Source organism: Chlorogloeopsis sp. ULAP02, from assembly GCF_038404745.2.
Lineage (GTDB): Bacteria > Cyanobacteriota > Cyanobacteriia > Cyanobacteriales > Nostocaceae > Chlorogloeopsis.
In genome coordinates, this window is the sequence record NZ_JAYKTT020000072.1 from 37,136 (window position 1) to 61,318 (window position 24,183).

At 36.9% G+C, this 24,183-nt stretch carries 9 protein-coding genes; all 9 read left to right on the forward strand.

What is annotated here, in order from left to right; all coding sequences use genetic code 11:
• Positions 1-21 precede the first annotated feature (21 nt).
• The 9 genes from U2718_RS25470 (at position 22) to U2718_RS25510 (ending at position 24,176) form a co-directional block, all read left to right on the forward strand.
• The gene (locus U2718_RS25470; protein ID WP_342002882.1) at positions 22-1,110 is read left to right on the forward strand and encodes an LLM class flavin-dependent oxidoreductase; all 1,089 of its coding nucleotides are present in this window, start codon (positions 22-24) and stop codon (positions 1,108-1,110) included.
• Between the two features lie 6 nt (positions 1,111-1,116).
• Complete coding sequence (locus U2718_RS25475; protein WP_342002883.1) at positions 1,117-5,844, forward strand: amino acid adenylation domain-containing protein; 4,728 nt, start codon at positions 1,117-1,119, stop codon at positions 5,842-5,844.
• 14 nt (positions 5,845-5,858) lie between these two features.
• Positions 5,859-6,869, forward strand: a complete 1,011-nt coding sequence (locus U2718_RS25480; RefSeq protein WP_342002884.1) for a TauD/TfdA family dioxygenase — start codon at positions 5,859-5,861, stop codon at positions 6,867-6,869.
• 30 nt (positions 6,870-6,899) lie between these two features.
• Positions 6,900-11,468, forward strand: a complete 4,569-nt coding sequence (locus U2718_RS25485) for an amino acid adenylation domain-containing protein (RefSeq protein ID WP_342002885.1) — start codon at positions 6,900-6,902, stop codon at positions 11,466-11,468.
• Positions 11,465-12,871, forward strand: a complete 1,407-nt coding sequence (locus U2718_RS25490) for a condensation domain-containing protein (protein WP_342002886.1) — start codon at positions 11,465-11,467, stop codon at positions 12,869-12,871. The genes U2718_RS25485 and U2718_RS25490 overlap by 4 nt, the downstream gene beginning before the upstream one ends.
• A 64-nt stretch (positions 12,872-12,935) precedes the next feature.
• Positions 12,936-14,189: a diaminobutyrate--2-oxoglutarate transaminase gene (gene ectB / locus U2718_RS25495; protein ID WP_342002887.1), complete on the forward strand. Its 1,254-nt coding sequence runs from the start codon at positions 12,936-12,938 to the stop codon at positions 14,187-14,189.
• A 244-nt stretch (positions 14,190-14,433) separates the two neighbouring features.
• The gene (locus U2718_RS25500; RefSeq protein ID WP_342002888.1) at positions 14,434-15,204 is read left to right on the forward strand and encodes a class I SAM-dependent DNA methyltransferase; all 771 of its coding nucleotides are present in this window, start codon (positions 14,434-14,436) and stop codon (positions 15,202-15,204) included.
• 252 nt (positions 15,205-15,456) lie between these two features.
• Positions 15,457-19,572 (forward strand): amino acid adenylation domain-containing protein, encoded by a 4,116-nt coding sequence (locus tag U2718_RS25505; RefSeq protein ID WP_342002889.1) that lies wholly within the window; start codon positions 15,457-15,459, stop codon positions 19,570-19,572.
• A 14-nt stretch (positions 19,573-19,586) separates the two neighbouring features.
• A complete protein-coding gene (locus U2718_RS25510) occupies positions 19,587-24,176 on the forward strand; it encodes an amino acid adenylation domain-containing protein (protein ID WP_342002890.1) in 4,590 nt (1,529 codons plus the stop codon).
• Positions 24,177-24,183 lie beyond the last annotated feature (7 nt).

A 24,183-nucleotide genomic window follows, 5' to 3' on the forward strand; every position in this document is an offset into this window, starting at 1 on the left:
TTAATAATTTATTTTTAGCTTATGGAATTCACTATTCTATACTTTTCTGGAGATGGCTCAACAATTGAATCAGATAAATATAAACTATTGCTAGAAACAGCTAAATTTGCTGATAAAAATGGGTTTTCAGCAGTATGGACTCCCGAACGTCATTTTCATCCTTTCGGGGGTTTATATCCAAATCCATCTGTAATTAGTGCAGCCTTAGCAATGGTTACAGAGAAAATTCAACTCAGGTCTGGTAGTATTGTCATGCCATTACAACATCCTGTTAGAGTTGCAGAAGAATGGGCTGTAGTTGATAATTTATCTGGTGGTAGAGTTGGTCTTTCCTTTGCACCTGGTTGGCACGCCGATGATTTTTTATTACGTCCAGAAAACTATATTGAACGTAAAGAAGTTATGTGGCGTGATATCGAAATTATGCGAAAACTTTGGCAGGGAGAAGAAATCGAATTTGTGAATGGATCAGACAACAAAGTTAAAGTACAAACATTTCCCCGCCCCATCCAATCTCAAGTACCTATTTGGATTACTTGTCAAACAGATGCTACATTTATTGGTGCAGGTAAAATAGGTGCTAATGTTTTAACTTCTTTGTTGTATGCCACTATTGAAGATTTAGCGCAACAAATATCTCTTTATCGTTGTACTTTAGCTCAACATGGTCATGAGCCAAAAAGTTGCAAAGTTTCTCTCATGTTGCATACTTATATAGGAGATAATGAACAACTAGTTAAGCAACAAGTCAAGCAGTCTTTTTGTAATTACCTCAAAACACATTTTGGCTTAGTTGAGAATTTAGCAAAACGGATTAATTTTCAATTCAATCCCGAAAGTTTTTCGGAAGAGGACAGACAACAGCTTTTAGAGTTTGCTTTTGAACGCTACTTTCAACAAAATAGAGTATTAATTGGTATTCCAGAAAATTGCCGCCAAACAATTACACGTCTAAAAGAAATTGGCGTAGATGAGATAGGCTGTCTTGTTGATTTTGGTTTAGATTTTAATACAGTAATGACAAGCTTGAAGAAATTAACAGATTTTAAGCAAGAGTATCAGCCAATAAAGAATACCAGTAAATATTCAACTTTAAGCTTATTTGGGTGATTAGTTGTGAAAGATATAAATGATAGAATCGCCGCCTTATCTCCCGAACAACGAGCATTGTTTGAAATGCGGCTAAAGCAGAAAAATTTACAAGTTAAAAAATCAACTTCAATTCCTAAAAGAGCATCATCAGATCCTTTATATTTATCATTAAGCCAAGAGAGGTTGTGGCTACTTTATCAGCTACAACCAGATACACCTTTATATAATGAGTCTAGTCTATTGCGTCTTACGGGTGTTCTCAACACTGTAGCTTTAGAAAAAAGTATTAATGAAATTATTAAAAGACATGAAATTCTCCGTACTAGTTTTCAGATTATAGATGATGAAATTTTACAAGTTATTATCCCCGCGCTCACATTTACACTGACAACTATAAACTTACCAACTTGCTCAGAAGCAGAAGTAAAACAGATTGTCATAGAAAAATCTAGTCAAATCTTTGACTTTAGCCAAGCGCCACTGTTTCGAGGTACGCTAATTTATCTGAGTGAGCAAGAACATATTCTGCTACTCACCATGCATCACATTATTTCTGATGGTTTGTCATGGCAAATCTTTTATCGAGAGTTAGCAGCACTATATCAAGGATTTTATGAGGATAATCCAGCAATCCTATCCGAATTGCCAATTCAGTATGCAGATTTTGCGCTGTGGCAAAGACAATACTTAAATGATAAATCGCACCAGCTGACATATTGGAAGCAGCAACTCAAAGATGTACCGCCAATCCTCAACCTACCAACAGATTATCCTCGCCCTGCCCAACTAAGCTTCCGGGGTGCGCGTGCAACTATAGTAATCTGCCAAGCGATCGCAGATGCACTTAAGTCTTTAAGTCAGCAAGAAGGTGCTACCCTGTTCATGGTATTGCTCGCAGCATTTAAAACCTTACTTTATCGTTATACAGGACAGACAGACTTATTAGTTGGAACTCCAGTTGCCAACCGTACTCACAGCGAAATAGAGAATTTACTCGGATGCTTTGTTAATACTTTAGTTTTACGCACTGATGTATCTAGGGAACCAAGTTTTAGAGATTTGCTGAAACGAGTACGTGAGACTGCCTTAGCTGCTTATGCTCATCAAGACTTTCCCTTTGAGCAGTTGGTAAAAGAACTACAACCGGAACGGGCATTAAGCCACACTCCTTTGTTTCAGGTAATGTTCGTCTGCCAAGATACGCCAATGTTAGCCTTACAACTTCCAAATTTAACCTTGGCTCCTTTGATGATAGACAACGGCACTGCTAAGTTTGATTTAACTTTGTATTTGGAAGATACCAAGCAAGGGCTAATTGGATTTATAGAATACAACACCGATTTGTTTCATAGTGATACCGTTAACAGGATGGTGAGGCATTTTGAGACTTTATTAGAGGGGGTAATTGCAGATAGCGATCGCTCAATCTCTTCTTTGCCATTATTAACACCTTCAGAACAACATCAGTTATTAGTAGAATTTAATCAAAGTACTGTAGAAATATCTCATAGTCAATTTGAGCAATGCTTGCATCATTTGTTTGAGGAACAAGTAGAAAAGACACCTGATGCTATTGCAGTAGTCTTTGCAGATCAAAAACTTACTTATAGAGAATTAAATAATCGTGCCAATCAATTAGCACATTACTTACAACTGTTAGGAGTTGAAGCAGAGAAGCGTGTTTGCATTTGTCTAGAGCGTTCTCTAGAAATGGTAATAGGGTTGTTGGGAATCTTAAAAGCTGGTGGAGCTTATGTACCAGTAGATCCTAATTATCCTCTAGAGCGTTTAGCTTTCCTTTTAGAAGATTCTCAAGCACCACTATTATTAACACAACAAAAAATCTTAACTAAACTACCTACATATCAAGGACAAGTTATCTGTTTAGATATTGATTGGAAAAAAATAGCAAAATACAGTCAAAATAACCTAAATACTAAAATCACACCTGGCAATTTAGCTTACATCATCTATACCTCTGGTTCTACAGGAAAACCAAAAGGAGCAATGAACACGCACCGGGGGATTTGTAATCGTCTCCTCTGGATGCAACAAGCCTATCAACTCACGGCAAATGATGTTGTACTCCAGAAAACTCCTTTTAGTTTTGATGTGTCAGTCTGGGAATTTTTCTGGACTCTAATCACAGGTGCTCGTCTAGTAATTGCAAAGCCAGAAGGACATAAAGATAGTGCATATTTAGTCAAATTAATTGCTGAGAAAAGTATTACAACTCTGCATTTTGTACCTTCCATGCTTCAGGTATTCTTAGAATCGCCGGGAGTAGAAAAATTAACATCTATCAAACGGGTTCTTTGTAGCGGAGAAGCTCTACCTTTTACACTTCAGCAACGCTTATTTGATATTTTAAATACTGAATTATATAATCTTTATGGCCCTACGGAAGCAGCAATTGATGTCACCTTCTGGAAGTGTCAAAAAGAAAGTAGTAAATTCATAGTTCCAATTGGTCGTCCTATTGCTAACACTCAAATTTATTTATTAGATCCCCATCTGCAACCAGTACCTATTGGCGTTCCTGGAGAAATATATATTGGTGGGGTTGGAGTAGCTAGAGGATATTTAAATCAACCAGATTTAACAAATGAAAAATTTATTCCCAACCCTTTTAGTAATCAACTTGAAAATCGCCTTTATAAAACTGGAGATTTAGCTCGATATTTACTGGATGGCAATATTGAATATTTAGGAAGAATAGACAATCAAGTCAAAATTCGAGGTTTTCGGATTGAATTGGGAGAAGTTGAAGCAGTATTGTGTCAACATCCTACAGTGCGAGAAGCTGTTGTTCTTGTGCAAGAAAATCAGTCTCTGAGAGCATATATAGTTTTTCATAATAATATTAAGATTTCTATTAAAGAATTGCGAAATTATCTACAGCAGCACTTACCAGAATACATGGTTCCTTCTACCTTTTTGCTGCTAGATAATCTACCGTTAACGCCTAATGGTAAAGTAGACCGTAGGTTATTACCAGCACCCGAACAAACCTGTCCCAAACTAGAAAAAAACTTTGTTGCTCCTCGTTATCCAACTGAAGAAATACTGGCAGGAATTTGGTCAAAAATCTTGGATTTAGAACAAGTAAGTGTCCAAGATAACTTTTTTGAATTAGGTGGACATTCTTTATTAGCTACTCAAGTAATTTCCCAAGTACGCAAAGTGTTTGGATTAGAAATACCGCTACGTTATTTATTTGCATCACCTACAGTAGCTGAACTTGCCAAACATATAGAAATAGCATTGAAAACTCAACCAGAATTAAATTCAGATTCTTCTCTAGAACGGATTTTACACAATGGAGAATTACCCTTATCTTTTGCTCAACAAAGGCTGTGGTTTCTTCATCAATTAGATCCTGATTCAACAGCTTATAATGGCTCTGATTTGGTGCGTCTACAAGGAGCTTTAAATATAGCGGTACTAGAAGAAAGTATTAACGAAATTGTGCGGCGACATGAAGTTTTACGAACATGTTTTGTAGTGATTGAAGGGCAACCAATTCAAAAGACTATTTCCAAATTGAGAATACCTCTACTAGTTATAGATCTACAGCATTTACTTGCAACAGAACAAGAAAAAGAAATACGTAGGTTAGAGATAAAAAATACCCAGCAGCCGTTTGATTTAACACAAGCACCTTTACTGCGGTTGGTACTTTTGCGTCTTACTCAAGCAGAACACATTTTGTTAGTGACAACACACCATATTATCTCCGATGCTTGGTCAGCAGGAGTATTTATCCGTGAAGTGTTAGCACTTTATGAAGCCTTTTCAACTGGGAAACCTTCCCCGCTACCAGAGTTACCGATTCAATATGCTGATTATACAGTATGGCAACAGCAATGGTTACAAGGTGAAAGACTCGATACTCAATTAACTTACTGGAAACAGCAGTTAGAAAACGCCAAACCAATTCTAGAATTACCAACAGATAAACCGCGCACACAACTGCAAACTTCTTTAGGGAAAAAACACTCCTTCACCCTCTCTTCTACGCTATCTAATAATCTCAAATTTCTCAGCCAGCAAGAAGGTGTCACTTTATTTATGACTCTACTTGCAGCTTTTAATGCATTACTCTACTACTATACAAAACAAGAAGACATTCTTGTCGGTTCTCCGGTTGCCAACCGCAACTACAGTGAATTAGAAGGGTTGATTGGCTTTTTTATCAATACTTTAGTATTACGTACTAATCTCTCTAATAACCCTAGCTTTAAAGAGCTATTACAAAGAGTACGAGAAACAGCTTTAGGAGCATATGCTCACCAAGATTTACCATTCGAGAAGTTAGTAGCAGAACTACAGCCAGAGCGCAATTTAAATCATTCACCGCTATTTCAAGTCTGGTTTGTTCTACAAAACGCCCCAACATCAAACCTGGAAATAGAAGGGCTAAAGCTAAGTATTTTAGAAAGCGAAATTAATACAGTTCGTCATGATTTAAAGTTGCAATTCACAGAAACACCAGAGGGGTTACAAGGATTATTTGAATATAAAACTGATTTATTTCAGCCTAATACTATTACTCGCATGATAGTTGTCTTAGAGACATTACTAACAGTTATTGGAGAACAACCTAATATTACTCTTGATCAGTTAGTAAAACTATTGCAGGAAGTAGAAAAACAACAGCAAAAACTTCAAGCTCAAGAGTTACAACAAGCCCGGATTCAGAAGTTAGGAAAAATTGGACGTCAGGCGATTATTGGCAAAGTAGACTTATAATAAAACATAAAATTATGAATCTCAAAAATATTAAAAGAAAATCAATTATAGTTTCTTCAGAAAACTTGATAAAAACCAGTTTTCTCAAACCCAACCAATTACTACCCTTCGTTATTCAACCTACTGTAGATGGTACTAATTTAATCAATTGGGCAAGTAGTAATCGTGATTGGATAGAGAAAAAAATAATTCAATATGGAGGTTTACTTTTTCGCGATTTTTCAATTAACACCCACAGCGAATTTGCCAATTTTATGCAGGCAGTAGCAGGAGAATTAGTTGAATATTCTTATCGTTCAACTCCACGAAGTCAGGTTGATGGTAAGATATATACATCAACAGAATATCCGCCTAATCAATCAATTCCTTTACATAATGAAATGGCCTATTCTCTGAATTGGCCTATGAAAATTGCTTTCTTTTGTGTAAAGGCAGCAGAGCAAGGTGGAGAAACACCAATTGCTGACAGCCGCAAAGTATTTCAACGAATAAATCCAAAAATTAAAGAGCGATTTATTCAAAAAAAGATTATGTATGTTCGTAATTACGGACAAGGAATTGATTTATCTTGGGAAACGGTATTTCAAACTAATGATAAAGCCGAAGTTGAAGCTTATTGTCAATCTGCTGGTATTAATTTTACATGGCTAGAGGGAAATAAACTTAGAACCAGTCAAGTTTGTCAGGCTGTTGCGAAACATCCTCAAACTGGTGATTTAATTTGGTTTAATCAAGCACATTTATTTCATATCTCAAGTTTAAAAGCCGAAGTATACCAATCCTTACTTTCTGTGTTAAGTGCTGAAGAATTACCACGTAATGCTTATTATGGAGATGGTTCAGAAATTGAAACATCTGTTTTGAAAGAAATTCAAGCAATATATGAGCAAGAAACAGTAAAATTTTCGTGGCAAACAGGAGATATTTTACTGCTAGATAATATGTTGGTTGCTCATGGACGTAAGCCATTTACAGGCACTAGAAAAGTTTTGGTAGGTATGGCACAACCTCATACAAGCCAGTAATTTAAATATATTTCATTACATCAAAAAGTTATGCAATCTCTATCAATAGAAGGCTTTCAATTTTCACCTCAGCAAAAACGCTTATGGTTATTACAGCAAGAAACTAACCATCAGCTATATCGAGTTCAATGTGTAGTTTTAGTAGAAGGAGATGTTGAATATACAATTTTGGAAAAAGCTATACGTAATGTTTGGAATAAATACGAAATTTTACATACTAGTTTTCCTGTAATCGTGGGAATGACAATTCCTTTACAGGTCATACAAGAGGAATTAACTATACAATTTAACTATTATGATTGGCAGAATTTAGATATAGAAACACAAAAAATAAATATTGAAGCTTTATTCCAAGAACATAATAAGTCATCTTTTAACTTAGAAAAAGGTTTTACTAGTCAGATTAATGTAATTAAAAAATCCGAAAGTCAATATTGTTTGATAATAAAACTATCAGCTATTTGTGCAGATAGAGTTTCACTGCATCATCTTGTACGTGATATTAGTGTCACTTACGATGCTTATTTGCAAGAACATAAGCTAGAAGATACACCTTTACAATATGCAGATATTGCTGCTTGGCAGAATGAGCTATTACTGGGTGAAGAAGCAGAAACGGCAAGAGCTTATTGGTATGCTAAAGAAATATCTCATATAGGTAATTTGCCAAATGAAAAAAAGATTAACGAACAAATAAGATTTCAACCAAAATTTATTACTATCAACTTTGATGCTCGTACAAAAAATAATCTTGTAGCCTTAGCCAAAAAATATGCTGTTGATATTTCGACAGTTTTAATGGCGATTTGGCAAATTCTAATGTGGCGTTTGACAAATAAATCTGAAGCTGTTTTAGCTTTGTGTTGTGATGGAAGAAATTACCAAGAGTTACAGTCAGCAGTTGGTTTATTAGCTAAATATTTACCTGTTACTATTCAACTACAAGAAAATTATGTACTTGCTGATGTATTAAAGCAATTAGACAAACAATTAAATAAAATTGGTCAATGGCAAGACTTTTTCGCTGAATATAAAGATAGTCAAGAAGCAAAATTTTTACCTTTTGCCTTTGAATTTATATCCCAACCTAGTCAATATTTTGCTGATGAAGTATCTTTCTCAATACAAAAAATATATAGCTGTATAGAACGCTTTAAGTTAAAGCTATTATGCTGGCATCAAAGTGATGCACTCACAGCAGAATTATATTATGATGCTAATTTATTTGAGCAAAAAGATATTGAACGATTAGCAGCACAGTTTGAGACTTTGTTAATCAGTGCAATTAACAATCAACAGACTGCGATCGCCCAGCTAGAAATACTCTCTCCACAAGAACGCCAGCAACTATTAGGCCTATTTAACAATACTACAACCGTTCCTCATCCATATGCCTGCATTCATCATTGGATTGAAGCACAGGTAAATAATACACCAAATAACATTGCAGTTGTTTTCGACAATCAATATTTAACTTATCAAGAACTAAATATCAAAGCTAACCACTTAGCCAATCACTTAGTATCACTTGGAGTTCAACCGGAAACCGTTGTTGCACTTTGTGTTGAACGTTCTTTGGATACGATAGTTGGTATCCTTGGCATTCTCAAAGCAGGTGCAGCCTACTTACCTGTGGAACCTTCTTTACCCGAAGCAGCATTAGCCTTTAGATTGCAAGATGCTCAAGTATCGCTGTTGTTAACTCAAAAGCGCCTTACAGAAAAAATAAATTTCCAGGTGCAGATAGTTTGTATTGACGCAGATATAAACGATTCGCCTCAAAACAGCATTCTTAAGCCTGCAACGCCAGAAAACTTAGCATATGTTATCTACACCTCTGGTTCCACAGGTAAACCTAAAGGTGTTGCAGTTGAACATCGGCAAATAGTCAATTACGTTAACGGTATATTAGAAAAAATTAATTTACCAGAAGCTGCTAGCTTTGCCACTGTTTCTACTTTCGCCGCAGATTTAGGTAACACAGCAATTTTCGCGGCATTGTGTACAGGTGGATGCTTGTATATCATTGCAGAGGAAGTTACCACTGATCCGGTAGCATTTACGGAATATTGCGATCGCCATTCTATAGATTGCCTAAAAATAGTTCCTTCACACCTATCTGCTTTATTGTCAGGTTCTCACCCCGAAAAACTTCTACCACGTCAGCGCCTCATTCTTGGTGGTGAAGCTGCAACCTGGGATTTGATTAGACGAGTACGTGAACTAGCACCAAAATGCACAATTTTTAACCATTATGGCCCAACAGAAACTACCGTTGGTATACTCACCTATTTTATAGAAGAAATTTTTACAGATGCAACATCAAATACAGTTCCTCTTGGTCGTCCTTTAGCGCATACTCAAATATATTTACTCGATAACTACTGCCAACCCGTACCCTTAGGTGTAGTAGGAGAAATCTATATAGGTGGTGATAATGTAGCTAGGGGTTATATAAATCAACCAGAACTAACTAAAGAGCGATTTATTCCTAATCCATTCAGTAGTGAACCAGGTGCAAGACTTTACAAAACAGGTGATTTAGGACGCTATCAATCTGATGGTAACTTAGAATTTATAGGTCGAATTGATGACCAAATAAAATTACATGGTTATCGGATCGAACTAGGAGAGATTGAAGCTGTACTTCATCAACACTCGCAGGTGAGAGAAGTAGTTGTAATTGCAAAAGAAGTATATCCAGGGAAAAAGCAGCTTATCGCCTATGTAGTTGGTAAAGAAAGTTTAAAATCTGCTGAACTGCACGATTTTCTGAAGCAAAAACTGCCTAATTATATGCTGCCTTCACAATTTGTCTTTTTGAAGGCTTTACCGCTAACAAATAATGGGAAAATTGATAAAAAAGCTCTACCAGCACCGGATACAGTTAATCCAGAACTACAAGCTGATTTTGTTGCACCACGAACTCCAGTAGAAATTACTTTAGCCAAAATTTGGACAGAACTTCTCAATTTAAAGCAAGTTAGTATTCATGATAACTTCTTTGAATTGGGGGGAGATTCGATTATTAGTATTCAAGCGATCGCTAAAGCAAATCAAGCAGGTTTACGCCTCACCCCCAAGCAAATTTTTGAACACCAAACCATTGCTAAACTAGCAGTAGTTGCAGATACTAGCTCAAAGATAGAATCAGAACAAGGATTAGTAATTGGGACTGTACCTCTCACCCCTATTCAACATAGCTTTTTTGCTCAAAATTTAATTGAACAGCATCATTTTAATCAATCATTTTTACTAGAATTACAGCAATATATTGAGCCTCGGATTTTACAGCAGGCAATACAGAATTTACTAGCCCACCATGATGCACTCCGCTTACGTTTTCGACCAACAGCTAATCGATGGGAATCATTTAATGCTGATGTAGAGCTAGAAATTCCATTTACCAAATTCGATTTTTCTCATTTACCCCAAGAGCAACAAAAAGCTGCTATTGAAATCAAAGCCACGGAATTACAGGCAACTTTGAATTTATCAAATAGTTCACTCGTGCGAGTGGCGTTATTTGATTTGGGTTCTCAGCAAAATAGCCGCTTATTAATTATCATTCATCATTTGGCTGTTGATGGTATTTCTTGGCGAATTTTATTATCAGATTTACAAACAGTAATAGAAAATATTCAGCAAGGACAAGCAATTCAATTACCAGCTAAAACTACTTCTTTTAAACGATGGAGTGAATATTTACAAGAATATGCCAACACAAAAAATTTGCGCTCACAGTTAGATTTTTGGTGTTGTAAGTCAAGACAACGAGTTTCTCCTTTACCTGTTGACTATGTGGGGGGTTTTAATAATATATCTACAAGTAAAACTCTCTCAGTATCTCTTAATCAAACTGAGACACAAGCACTGCTGCAAGAAGTACCAACTAAGTACCATACACAAATAGATGATGTTTTATTAACAGCAGTAACAAAAGCTTTTGCAGAGTGGACAGGAGAACAAACACTGTTAATCAACTTAGAGAGACATGGACGAGAAGATATTTTTCCTGATGTTGATTTATCTCGTACAGTCGGTTGGTTTACTACTGTGTTTCCAGTACTATTGGATTTAGAAAATAGTGCGACAGTTGGAGATGCTTTAAAAGTAATCAAAGAACAGCTACGTAGTATTCCAAATCGAGGTTTTGATTATGGTGTATTGCGTTATCTATGCAGCGATAGTAATGAAAAGTTAGCTACTATACCCCAAGCAGAAGTTTGTTTCAACTATTTAGGACAATTTGACCAAGTTTTACAAGAATCTTCTTTATTTAAATTGGCATCAGAATCGAGTGGTGTAGCACGCAGTCCTTTGGGTAGCCGCCATCATTTATTTGATATTAACGGTTTTGTAACAGGAGGCTGTCTACAAGTGAATTGGATTTATAGCACAGCCATACACCAAGAAAAAACAGTATCAAGCATTGCTAAAAGCTTTGTCAAATTACTGCAAGAAATTATCAGTCATTGTCAATCAAATGATGCTGGAGGTTATACACCATCTGATTTTCCCAAGGCCAACTTGAGCCAAAAACAACTAGATAATTTTCTCGCACAAATCAGCAATAAGAAAGAAAAGCAAGGTAAATGAATACAGAAAATATCGAAGATATTTACGAACTCACACCTTTACAAAAGGGCATTTTGTTCCACAGTTTGTACAATCCTGAATTAGGAATGTATTTTATTCAAATTAGTTATACTTTGTGTGGAAACCTAGATATAGCTGCTTTTGAGCGTGCTTGGCAAACAGTAGTAGATCGCCACACAGCTTTACGTACAGGTTTCTATTGGGAAGAAATTGATAAACCGCTGCAAGTTGTTTACAAGCAAGTTAAAGTACCCCTCAAATATTATGATTGGCGGGGGATAGAGTCAGTAGCACAGCAAGAGGAATTAAAGACGTTTGTTGTGAGCGATCGCAAACTTGGCTTTGACCTTTCTCAAGAAAGTTTGATGCGCCTACATTTGATCCGCTTAACAGATAATTCTTACGAATTTATTTGGAGCAAACACCATTTAATTATGGATGGTTGGTCAATTCCTGTCGTGCTCAAAGACTTTGTGCAAATATACGAAACGCTTTGTCAAAGTCAGCAAGTTTCCCTCAAACCTACTCGTCCTTTCCGAGATTATATCGATTGGTTACAACAACAGGATACATATAAAGCTCAAGAGTATTGGCGACAAACTGTTAAGGAAATCAAAGAATCTACTCCTCTTACTAACCTAGAAACTAAAGACTTGCAAAATCAAACAGAAAAGTACGATGAAGAAAAACTCCATCTATCAGCGACAACTACAGCTGCGCTACAGTCTGTAGCAATACAGCATCACCTGACAATGAATACACTTGTTCAGGGTGCTTGGGCTATTCTCTTATCTCGTTACAGCTGTCGCAACAATGTAGTTTATGGTTGCACTGTTTCTGGTCGTCCGGTAGACTTAGCCGGGGCAGAATCAATGGTAGGTGTGTTTATTAATACCTTACCTATTTATATCAAGGTAGACAGTGAACAGTTTCTTGTACCTTGGCTTCAGCAACTTCAGGCACAGCTAGTTGACGCGCGTCAATATGAATATACCCCGTTGACAGAAATTCAAGGGTGGAGTGTAGTACCAAGAGGACTGCCTTTGTTTGAAAGTATTCTCGTATTTGAAAACCAACCAGTTAATCAGTATTTACGCGACTGGAAGGGCAATATAGAGATTCAGAATACTCATCTTTTTTACAAAACAAATTATCCTCTGACTGTAGTAGCTTATCCTGGTTCTGAGTTGGCGATCGCCATATCCTACGATTTCCGCCGTTTTGAGATCGCAACCATTACCGAAATCCTCAAAGATTTTGAAATATTACTCCAAAATATAGCGACTAATCCTGATATCCGTCTTCAAAATTTGCAATTTTTCAGACAGAGAGAACAGCGCATCGCTCTGATGCTGCAAAAAGAAGCTAGTTTTAATTTTGATTATCTATTATGTACGCCATAAAATGACATGACTCAATTATTTATAGCGATTTAATCAACATTATCCAAGTAAATAGAAGGCTTACATGAATATTTTTGAAACCCGTGAATCAAATGTTAGAAGTTATTGTAGAAATTTTCCTGCTGTATTCCATAGAGCAAAAGGTTCTGTGCTTTACTCTGAATCTGGAAACGAATACATAGATTTTCTGGCAGGAGCAGGAGCATTAAACTATGGACATAATAATGATTATATCAAAAACAAAGTTATTTCTTATTTAGAAGCAGACGCAATTACACATGGATTAGATTTACACACATCAGCTAAAGAACAGTTTTTATCAAAATTTTCTCAAGCAATACTAGCACCCAAAAACTTAGATTATCGTGTTCAGTTTTGTGGGCCGACTGGTACAAATGCTGTGGAAGCTGCTTTAAAATTAGCCAGAAAAATAACCAAAAGGTCAGGTATATTTTCCTTCATGGGAGCCTTTCATGGCATGAGTCTTGGCAGTTTATCTATTAGTGGAAATTTGTCAATTCGCTCTGGGATATTCGGTACATCAAACCAAGTAACATTTATGCCTTATCCCTACGGTTTTATGGAGAGTTTTGACACCATCCAATTTATAGACTCAGTACTTAGTGATACCAACTCTGGAATTGAAAAACCCGCAGCCATTATCTTTGAAACAGTACAGGCAGAAGGAGGAGTTATCGTAGCACCAATTGAGTGGATGCAAAAACTGCGATCGCTGTGTGACAAGCACAATATTTTATTAATTTGTGATGATATTCAAGTCGGTTGCGGTCGCACAGGCCCTTTCTTTTCTTTTGAAAGAGCTAACATAAAACCTGATATGGTAGTGCTTTCAAAATCTATTAGTGGCTATGGTTTTCCTATGTCTCTATTGTTGATTAAATCAGAATTTGATATTTGGGAACCTGGAGAACATACAGGTACTTTTAGAGGAAATCAACTAGCTTTTATAGGCGGTGCTGCTGCTTTAGAGTATAGAGAAATGACTAATATGGAGCAAGATGTTAAAACTAAAGAACATTTTTTAAATGAGTTTTTAATTAATAATATTGCCTGTTTGTGTGATAACATAAAAATACGTGGGCTTGGTTTAATTTGGGGTATTGATATTGCTAGCTTAAGCAATGCTAAATTAGCACAAAAAATAATTTCTCGTTGTTTTCAGTTAGGGTTAATAGTTGAAAGAGTTGGAAGAAACGATAGTGTTATCAAAATCTTACCACCTTTGACCATTGAACTAAATCTTTTAGAAAAAGGTTGTTCAATTATTCAACAAGCTTTTGAGGAATATTTAGTTTGATTATCCATTAATACTACTTCAAGAATATAGCAAAAAATCTGTTTTCGGATTAGTTCTATATAGCTCATGAGCTAAAACTTACGATTCAAACGGTTTCAAATTATCAAAACAACTTTTTGAGCATTATAGAGGATTTATAAAAACGCGCTTTTTCTCAAATGTATAAACTGAAATCTATGGTTTTAACGAATTTATTTAGCGCAAACTCACATAGAATTTGTCTTAGCACGCAGGAGAATATCTTATGCCTTCAAGTATCTACCCTAGTTATGATGTAATTGCTCCAATTAGAGCTAAAGAAACTTGGAATCAACAGACAACTGAAGCTATTTTGCTAATTTTAAAAAAATTGATGTTAGAGTATCTTCCAGAAGGAGCAAACATTCTTGATCTATGTTGTGGAACAGGACATTTAATACAACTTCTTGACAAAAATGGTTATAAAATGACAGGTCTAGACGGTTCGGAAACGGCATTAGCTTATGCGCGAGAAAAAACGCCTCATGCTGAATTTCTCCTCGCTGATGCACGTTCCTTTGAGTTACCATCTATGTTTCATGGTGTTATCTCGCAAACCGCCCTACCGATGATCACAAACTTAGAAGACTTAACAAACGTCTTCCGGAATGTTTATTTAGGATTGCGGAAAAACGGTATTTTTGCCTTCAATATTGCTTTAGAAGAAGAAAACTCAAAAGTACCAGAAGAATACATTAGGGCTGATGTTCAAGATGACTATGCCTGGTGTCTGCGGTATTTATCTAATCAGCAAGAAAGAACATATGATGTCAAAGTTACTTCTTTTGAATTACTTAATGGAACATGGCAACGTTCAGATACTAGCTGGTTAGTGAGGGTTTACACAAAAGAAGAAGTAGAGTTAGCTCTAAAAAATGCAGGTTTTACAGAGATTAATCATTATAATCTTGACCAAGAATTAGGATTTAGTATAGAGGGAGATCAAGATATTTTTGTGTGTCGTAAAACGAGTTTATATTCAGACCAAATAAACTGAGTCGCATTTCTTAGTTAATTACTACCTCTCTTCTACCAGCTTGGGATAATGCAGTAACTAAAAGGTTCCAGGGCTTAATTTTCCAGGTTTTAGCTATGATGTTTTTACGTTAGACAATAGAGCTAAAAACCATTATTACATCAGAGTTACAAAACTTGGCTTCGATTATTGTATTCAGAGAGTAACATGGCATAAGAGAGGTAAAAATATAATTTTATTGTCAACACTACGCTGTTTTTTATCAGTAAAATAATGCTATTAACACTATCTAAAACTCAAAAAAAATCTCATCCTTTATTTAGCCAGAAATTTTTTTGGCTAAAGGAATTATCGAAAGAGATAACTGAAACTAGTATTCTTCCTGATTTTATTAGAACTAGAGATTCTTATAACACTAATAATTGTATTAGCTTCAAAATATCAAATGATTTCTCTCAAAAAATTATTCAGCTGTCAAATGGCTCTAATTTATCAATATATTTAGTCTTATTGGCTAATCTAAATATACTACTGCATAAATATACTGGCAATAATCATATTATTATTGGTTCACCTAGTTATATAAACCAAGATAAAGAAGAATTTATTAACCAAGTTATTCCTTTGCGAACGAATGTAAAAACTCAAATTAGTTTCAAAAATTTGCTTTGCGAAACCAAATTAAAATTAATAGAAGCTTACAGTAATTCTCACTATCCTTTAGATGAACTAATTAAATTCTTGAATCTACAATATGATTCTAACCGTCATCCTCTTTTCGATATAGTTATCTCCTTAGAGAATATTCATAATTCACAGCTTTTAGCAGATATTTGCACTGATTTCCATATTTCATTTGTAGTCAGTAATAATTCGATTCAAGGAAGGATAAATTATAATAAATCTCTGTTTAGAGAAGTCACAATTAAAAATATTATTCAATCTTATCTCCATATCATAGAAATTACTATCAATAATATTAATATCAAAGTAGCAGATATTCCATTAGTCAATGAAAACCAGAAGAGTCTACTATTAGAAATTTATCATCAAAACTATCGAGATTATCCAGTCACACAGAGTATTTTTCAGCTATTTGAAAAACAAGTAGAGCTAACTCCACAGCACACCGCCGCAATATTTGGTAATCATAGTATCAATTATCAAAAACTTAATGAGTGTGCCAATCAAGTTGCAAGGCATTTAATCCAATTAGGAGTTAGTAAAGGTAGTTTTGTCGGGATTATAAAAAAACGAGATATTAATTTCTTAATAGCCATAATAGCTATTTTAAAAGTAGGCGGAGTTTATGTACCAATCGACAGTACATATCCGCCAGATAGAATTAAATATATGCTATTAAATAGCGAAACAAAAACTGTTTTAACCGATGCTGCTTGTTTAGATATATTGGCGGATGTAGCCGAAAATTGTCAGTACTTACAATCTCTAGTTTGTTTAGATATCAAGCTTAATAACAGAGTTTTCCCAACGCTAGAAAAAATCAATATCTATGATCAGCTTGATTTGGAGCTATTCCCAACCAATAATTTAGATATTGAGGTTGATGGCATAGACCAAGCTTACATGATTTACACCTCTGGTTCTACAGGATTGCCCAAGGGTGCAATTATTAGACATGGAGGCGCAATCAATCATATTTATGCCCAATATGAAGCTTTACAATTACCTGAAAAACTAGTTTTTCTACAATCTGCTCCTGCGTCATCCGATATTTCTGTTTGGCAATTCTTAGCCCCAATATTAATTGGTGGCAAGACTGTGATCATAGATACAGAAACAGTTTGTCATCCAGAACGACTGTTTCAAGTTCTTCAACAAGAAAAAATAACTATTGCTGAATTAGTTCCCGTTGTTCTCAAGAATTTACTAGATTATATTTCTGACCTCTCACATCAAGAAAAGCTGTTACCTGACCTCAGATGGATGATGGTGACAGGGGAATCTGCTACTGTCGAAATTGTTAATCAATGGTTAAATTATTATCCTGCAATTCCAGTAGTTAATGCTTACGGCCCAACTGAGGCTGCCGATGATATCACTCAATTTATTATCGACAAACCATTAGCAGAAAACCAAAGAACAGTTTCTATTGGTAAACCTTTAGCCAATTTACATCTTTATATTCTTGACCAAAAGATGCAATTGTTACCTGTTGGTTTCCCAGGAGAGATTTGTGTTTCGGGATATGGTGTAGGCAAGGGATATTGGAAAAATGAAGAAAGTACTAAATTAAGCTTTGTTACTAATCCATTTCCTAGCACTACAAGACTTTTACCAGGAACAAACACAGATTTTATTTATAAAACCGGAGATTTGGGAAGGTGGCTACCAGATGGGAATATCGAGTTCTTAGGACGAATTGATCATCAAGTAAAAATTCGGGGTTTTCGTATTGAATTAGGAGAAATTGAGACATTATTAAATCAGCATCCCTTGGTACGGGAAAATGTGGTTATTGCCAGAGAAGACGTACCTAACCATAAGCGTTTAGTAGCTTACATTGTTGTAAGTGTTGAAGATAATCAACTGGTAGCGCAGCTGAGGAACTTATTGAAAGAAAGGCTGCCAGAGTACATGATACCCTCAGCTTTTGTACTGCTAGAAAAATTACCACTCACACCTAGTGGCAAGATAGATAGAAAAGGACTACCTGCACCCGATACGCAAGATTCTGATTTAGCAGCAAGCTTTGTGGCTCCTCGTACAACAGTTGAAGAAACTTTAGCCGGGATATGGGAGCAGGTTTTGGGGATTGAGCGGGTGGGAATTCATGATAACTTTTTTGAATTAGGCGGTGATTCAATTCTCTGCATTCAAGTGATTGCTAAAGCACGCCAAACAGAATTAAATATTACGCCTAAGCAGTTATTTCAACACCAAACAATTGCCGAATTAGCCAAGAATATTGGTACCAGCCAAGCTACTTTAGCCGAACAAGGTTTAGTAACAGGTATTGTACCTCTGACACCGATTCAGCACTACTTCTTTGAACAGAATTTGCTCAACCCACATCATTGGAATGAAGCAGTTCTATTAGAAGTGATAGAACCAATGAAACCACAGTTGTTAGAGCGGGTTGTACAACAATTGCTGGTACACCATGATGCACTCCGCTTGCGTTTTGAACAAACTGAATCTGGCTGGAAGCAAATTAATTTAGCACCTGAAGATAATATTTCTTTTTCATACATTGACTTATCAACCTTGCCACCAATAGCACAGTTACCTGCTCTGGAAAAAGCAGCAACTGAAATCCAAGCTAGCTTGAATTTATCGCAAGGATCTTTAGTAAGAGTTGTTTTATTTAATCTAGGTGCAGAGCAAACAAACCGTTTATTAATAGTTATTCACCATTTATTAGTAGATAGTCTGTCTTGGCGGATTTTAATTGAGGATTTACAGACAGCTTATCAGCAACTCAACCGAGATGAGGAAATAATTAAACTACCCGCTAAAACAACTTCATTTCAACAATGGTCGCAACAGTTACAGGATTATGCAAACTCAGCATTAGTGCAACAAGAACTGAGTTATTGGTTGACAGAATCTCGCACTCAAGTGTCACCTATTCCAGTAGATTATCCAAGAGGAGATAATACCGAGGCTTTAGCTTGTACGGTATCAGTAACCCTGGGAGTTGCAGAAACTCAAATTTTACTTAAGGAAGTTCCGATTGTCTATCGCACCCAAATCAACGAGGTGTTATTAACGGGATTAGTACAGGCATTTTCTCAGTGGACAGGCAAAAAGTCGTTGCTTGTTGACTTAGAAAGTCATGGGCGAGAAGATATCGCTGATGAAGTCGATTTATCACGTACTGTTGGGTTATTCTCATCTATTTACCCGGTACTGTTAAACTTAGGAGAAAGTTCTGAACCACAAGATAATTTAAGGATAATTAAAGAGCAGTTACGCAGTATTCCTAATCGGGGAATAGGTTATGGTATGCTGCGCTATTTGAGTCATGATCCGGAAGTAAATAAATCACTAAAATCACTGCCAACGGCAGAAGTTGTGTTTAATTACCTGGGACAATTTGACCAAACATTATCTGAATCATCCCGATTGAGATTAGCTCAAGAACCCATTGGCCCGCAAAGTAGTCTAGAAAATAACCGCAGATACTTAATTAGTTTTAATAGTTTTGTAGTTGATAGTCAACTGCAAATAAATTGTACTTACAGCCAAGCTATTTTTCAAAGAAAAACTATAGAAGATTTATCTGATAAATTTATACAGTCGTTGCTCATGCTCATTGCTTATTATCAGTCTGGTGATATCAACGGCTTCACGCCTTCAGATTTTCCCTTAGCACAGTTAAGTCAAGATGATCTGGATGCAGCCTTAGCAATGGTTGAGTTTTAATGAGGATAAATAAAATGAAGTCAAAAAATCAAAATGTTGAAGATGTTTATCCTCTTTCTCCTATGCAACAGGGGATGCTCTTCCATAGTGTTTTTGCTCCAGCATCAGGAGTTTATATTGGACAAAGTACCTATGAATTACATGGAAATTTAGATATATTTGCATTAGAGCTTTCTTGGCAACAGGTAATAGAAAGGCATTCAATTCTGCGAACTGCTTTCGTCTGGGCAAATCTGGAAAAACCGATTCAAGTAGTTGGTCGTTCTGTCAAATTACCATTACTAAAACATGATTGGCGTGGCTTATCTGTTAGCCAGCAACAACAGCAATTAGAAACATTTATGCAAACAGATAGACATCAGGACTTTGAACTATCCAAAGCCCCACTGATGCGTCTGAATCTTATTCAGTTATCCGATGAAATATACTATTTAATTTTGACTCACCATCATTTAGTGCTAGATGGATGGTCTTTACCCTTACTATTTGGCGAAGTTATTGCTTGTTATGAAGCGTTTCGCCGGGGTCAAAAATTATCTTTATCACGTCCAATTCCTTATCGGAATTATATTGCGTGGTTACAAAAGCAAGACTTATTTCAAGCTCAAAAATTCTGGCAGAAGTATCTTCAGGGTTTCACTGCACCTACTCCTTTAGGAGTTGAACAAAATACTCATCATTTAGTTAATCACAACAAAAATGCTGCCGTACAGCAGCTATGCTTATCAGCAGAAACTACATCTGAATTACAAGCTTTTGCTCGCAAACACCGATTAACTCTCAACACAATTGTACAAGGTGTTTGGGCGTTGTTATTAAACCGCTATGGCAATGAAACAGATGTGGTTTTTGGAGCAACTTCTGCCGGTCGTCCTGTGGACTTAATTGGGGCGGAGACGATGATCGGGAACTTGATTAACACTTTACCTGTACGAGTGCAGATAGATTTTAAGGAGTCTATTATTTCCTGGATGCAGAGATTACAGGTTCAGCAAATTGAGTCCAGACAGTATGAGTACTGTTCATTGATCGATATTCAAGCCGGGAGTGAAGTTGCACGGGGGGTGCCACTGTTTGAAAGTATTATCGTCTTTGAAAACTACCCTAAGGACGCTTCCTTACAACAACGGGTTGGCAGTTTGCAAATACGTAAAGTTAATTCTATTTTAGAAACTAATTATCCTTTGACAGTATTAGTAGGAGCATTTCCTAATTTTTATCTCAATATTTTATATGAGCGCGATCGCTTTGCAGATGCCACTATCACCAGAATGCTGGGGCATTTGCAGACAATGTTGGTAAATATCATTGCTCATCCCGAACGGTGTTTGGCAGACTTACCATTATTAACAGAGGCAGAACTACACCAGGTACTCCAAGAATGGAATAATACTTCGCAAGAATATCCATTAGATAAGTGTATTCATCAGCTATTTGCCGAGCAGGTAGAACGCACACCGGATGCAGTGGCGGTAGTATTTGAAAATCAGCAACTCACCTATCGGCAACTCAATCAGCAAGCCAACCAACTAGCACATTATTTGCAAAAATTAGGTGTTGGGCCAGAAGTATTGGTAGGGATTTGTGTAGAGCGATCGCCTTTAATGGTAATTGGACTATTGGGCATTCTTAAAGCTGGTGGTGCTTATGTACCGCTTGACCCTAGCTATCCCCAACAGCGTCTAGCTTTCATGTTGGAGAATTCCCAGACCCCAATTTTATTGTGCCAACATCACTTAGCTGAAAACCTCCCTACAGACAAAACCCAGTTGCTCTGCTTAGACATCAACTGGAAACAAATTGCCCAGGAAAGCAAAGAAAATCCTGTCTGCAATATCCAACCGGAAAACCTAGCCTATGTAATTTACACTTCTGGCTCTACAGGTAAACCAAAGGGGGCAATGAATAGCCACCAAGGTATCTGCAATCGCTTACTGTGGATGCAAGACACTTATCAATTAACAGCAGTAGATTGTGTATTGCAAAAGACACCTTTTAGCTTTGATGTGTCAGTTTGGGAGTTTTTCTGGCCTTTGCTAACAGGTGCGCGTTTAGTCATAGCTCGACCAGATGGGCATCGAGATCCTACATACTTAGTTAATTTAGTTCAACAAGAGCAACTTACCACCTTACATTTTGTGCCTTCTATGCTGCAAGCATTCTTAGAATCAGAAGGTCTAGAAAATTGTAAATCTCTCAAACGGGTGATTTGCAGTGGTGAAGCGCTATCAGTCGAACTACAAAAACGCTTCTTTAATCGTTTGCAAGCCGAACTACACAATCTGTATGGGCCAACGGAAGCTGCGATTGATGTTACCTATTGGATGTGTTCACTTGACAGTACACATCACCAGACAGTTCCCATTGGTAGTCCGATCGCCAATACTCAGATTTATTTACTAGATAAATATTTTCACCCCGTACCTGTGGGAGTTATAGGCGAACTTTACATTGGTGGTGTGGGAGTTGGTAGGGGTTACTTGCGTAATCCCAAACTCACAGCCGAGAAATTTATTCCTAACCCTTTCTGTACAAAGGCGGGAGAACGTCTTTATAGAACTGGTGATTTAGCCCGGTATTTACCAGATGGCAACATTGAATTTTTGGGGCGAATCGATCACCAAGTAAAAGTGCGCGGATTCCGCATTGAACTGGGAGAAATTGAAGCTGCTATCAATCAACATCCAGCAATACAAGCATCTGTGGTGATTGCTCAGGCTGAGGGCAGGCTAGTTGCCTATTGGGTAGCAAAACAACAGCCTGTACCCACAATGAGCGATCTGCGCCGTTTTCTGGGCGAAAAATTGCCCAACTATATGATTCCGGCTGTATTTGTGCAGATTCCAGCCCTACCATTGACAGCAAATGGCAAAATAGACAAGCAAGCATTGCCAGCAGCAGATTACCTCCGAGCAGAATCGGATCAATTCGTTCCTCCCCGTACCCCCACAGAAGTCCAATTAGCCCAAATCTGGGCAGAAGTTTTGCGTGTCGAACAAGTGGGCATTGAGGATAACTTCTTTGACTTAGGCGGAGATTCTATTTTAACTATCCAGATTGTTGCCAAAGCTAACCAAGCAGGTTTACAACTGACTCCACAACAGTTATTTAAGTACCAAAGTATTGCTGAATTAGCTGCCGTTTGTGAGACGAATGAGATCATCCAAGTTGAGCAAGGACTTGTAATTGGTGCAGTACCTCTGACACCCATCCAGCATTGGTTTTTCCGCCAAAATTTACCAGATCCACATCATTTTAACCAAGCTGTTTTACTGGAAGTTCGAGAAGCGATCGCTCCAAATTTACTACAGCAGGCGATACAGCATTTATCCATTCACCACGATGCTTTGCGGTTACGGTTTGAGTATACCGAGTCTGGCTGGCAACAGATAATAGCAGCACCTGAGACAGAGTTATCGTTGCTCCGATACGATTTTTCCACATTGGCAGCAGCAGAACAACCAGCAGCCATAGAAGCTGCTGCTAACAAATTGCAGGCAACTTTCGATTTATCAAGTGGACTTTTAGTTAAAGTAGCACTTTTTGATTTGGGTACTCATCGGCCAAACCGTTTGTTGATTATCATCCATCATTTAGCTGTAGATGGTGTGTCTTGGCGAATTTTGTTAGAAGATTTGCAAACAGCCTATGAGCAGCTTGATCAAGGTAGAGTGATCAAATTACCAGCCAAAACTACATCCTTTCAAAAATGGTCAAATCAGTTACAAGCGTATGCTAATTCAGAAGTTTTAGCACGAGAGCAGCATTACTGGTTAGCCTTATCGCAAGAGAAAATTCCCCCCCTACCAGTAGATTATCCTGATGGAGAAAACACAGAATCTTCGCAACAAAAAGTATCAATAAAACTAAGTACCGACCAAACTCAAGCATTATTAAAAGAAGTACCACAAGCCTATAACACTCAAATTAACGACGTGTTGCTCACGGCGCTGGGACAAACTTTTGCTGATTGGACTGGTAATCAATCTCTATTAATAGAGTTAGAAGGACACGGACGGGAAGAAATTTTCGAGAATGTGGATTTATCTCGTACCGTCGGCTGGTTTACAACTATCTTTCCATTACACATCAATTTAGCAACAGCCTTCGATTTAGGAACAGCATTGAAGATAGTCAAAGAACAACTGCGGAGTGTTCCTCAGCGGGGTATTGGTTATGGTGTACTGCGCTATTTCAGCCATGACCAACAAATTAAAGAAACGCTAGATAGTATGCCACAAGCACAAGTGCTTTTTAATTACTTGGGGCAGTTTGACCAAACATTTTCTCAGTCTTCTTTGTTTGACTTTGCCCAAGAATCTAGCGGATTGACTCGGAGTTTGGCAGGTACAAAAAGTCATCTTTTAGAAATTAACTGTTTGGTAACAAATAGTAAACTCCGAGTGGATTGGACTTATAGTAAAAACCTTTATCGTCAAACTACAATTGCATCTCTAGCACAGAAATTTCAGGAAGTTTTGTGTGAACTCATTGATCACTGTTTATCTCCAGAAGCTGGAGGTTATACTCCTTCAGACTTTCCTGATGTGACACTTGATCAAAATCAATTAGAAAAAGTTATGGCTGAAATGGATTTGGGTTAGGAGGAAA

Excerpts from the sequence above, each read along its gene's own strand:
- U2718_RS25470 (WP_342002882.1), top strand. The coding sequence starts at position 22 with ATGGAATTCACTATTCTATACTTTTCTGGAGATGGCTCAACAATTGAA.
- U2718_RS25480 (WP_342002884.1), top strand. The coding sequence starts at position 5,859 with ATGAATCTCAAAAATATTAAAAGAAAATCAATTATAGTTTCTTCAGAA.
- U2718_RS25485 (WP_342002885.1), top strand. The coding sequence starts at position 6,900 with ATGCAATCTCTATCAATAGAAGGCTTTCAATTTTCACCTCAGCAAAAA.
- U2718_RS25490 (WP_342002886.1), top strand. The coding sequence starts at position 11,465 with ATGAATACAGAAAATATCGAAGATATTTACGAACTCACACCTTTACAA.
- ectB (WP_342002887.1), top strand. The coding sequence starts at position 12,936 with ATGAATATTTTTGAAACCCGTGAATCAAATGTTAGAAGTTATTGTAGA.
- U2718_RS25500 (WP_342002888.1), top strand. The coding sequence starts at position 14,434 with ATGCCTTCAAGTATCTACCCTAGTTATGATGTAATTGCTCCAATTAGA.
- U2718_RS25505 (WP_342002889.1), top strand. The coding sequence starts at position 15,457 with ATGCTATTAACACTATCTAAAACTCAAAAAAAATCTCATCCTTTATTT.
- U2718_RS25510 (WP_342002890.1), top strand. The coding sequence starts at position 19,587 with ATGAAGTCAAAAAATCAAAATGTTGAAGATGTTTATCCTCTTTCTCCT.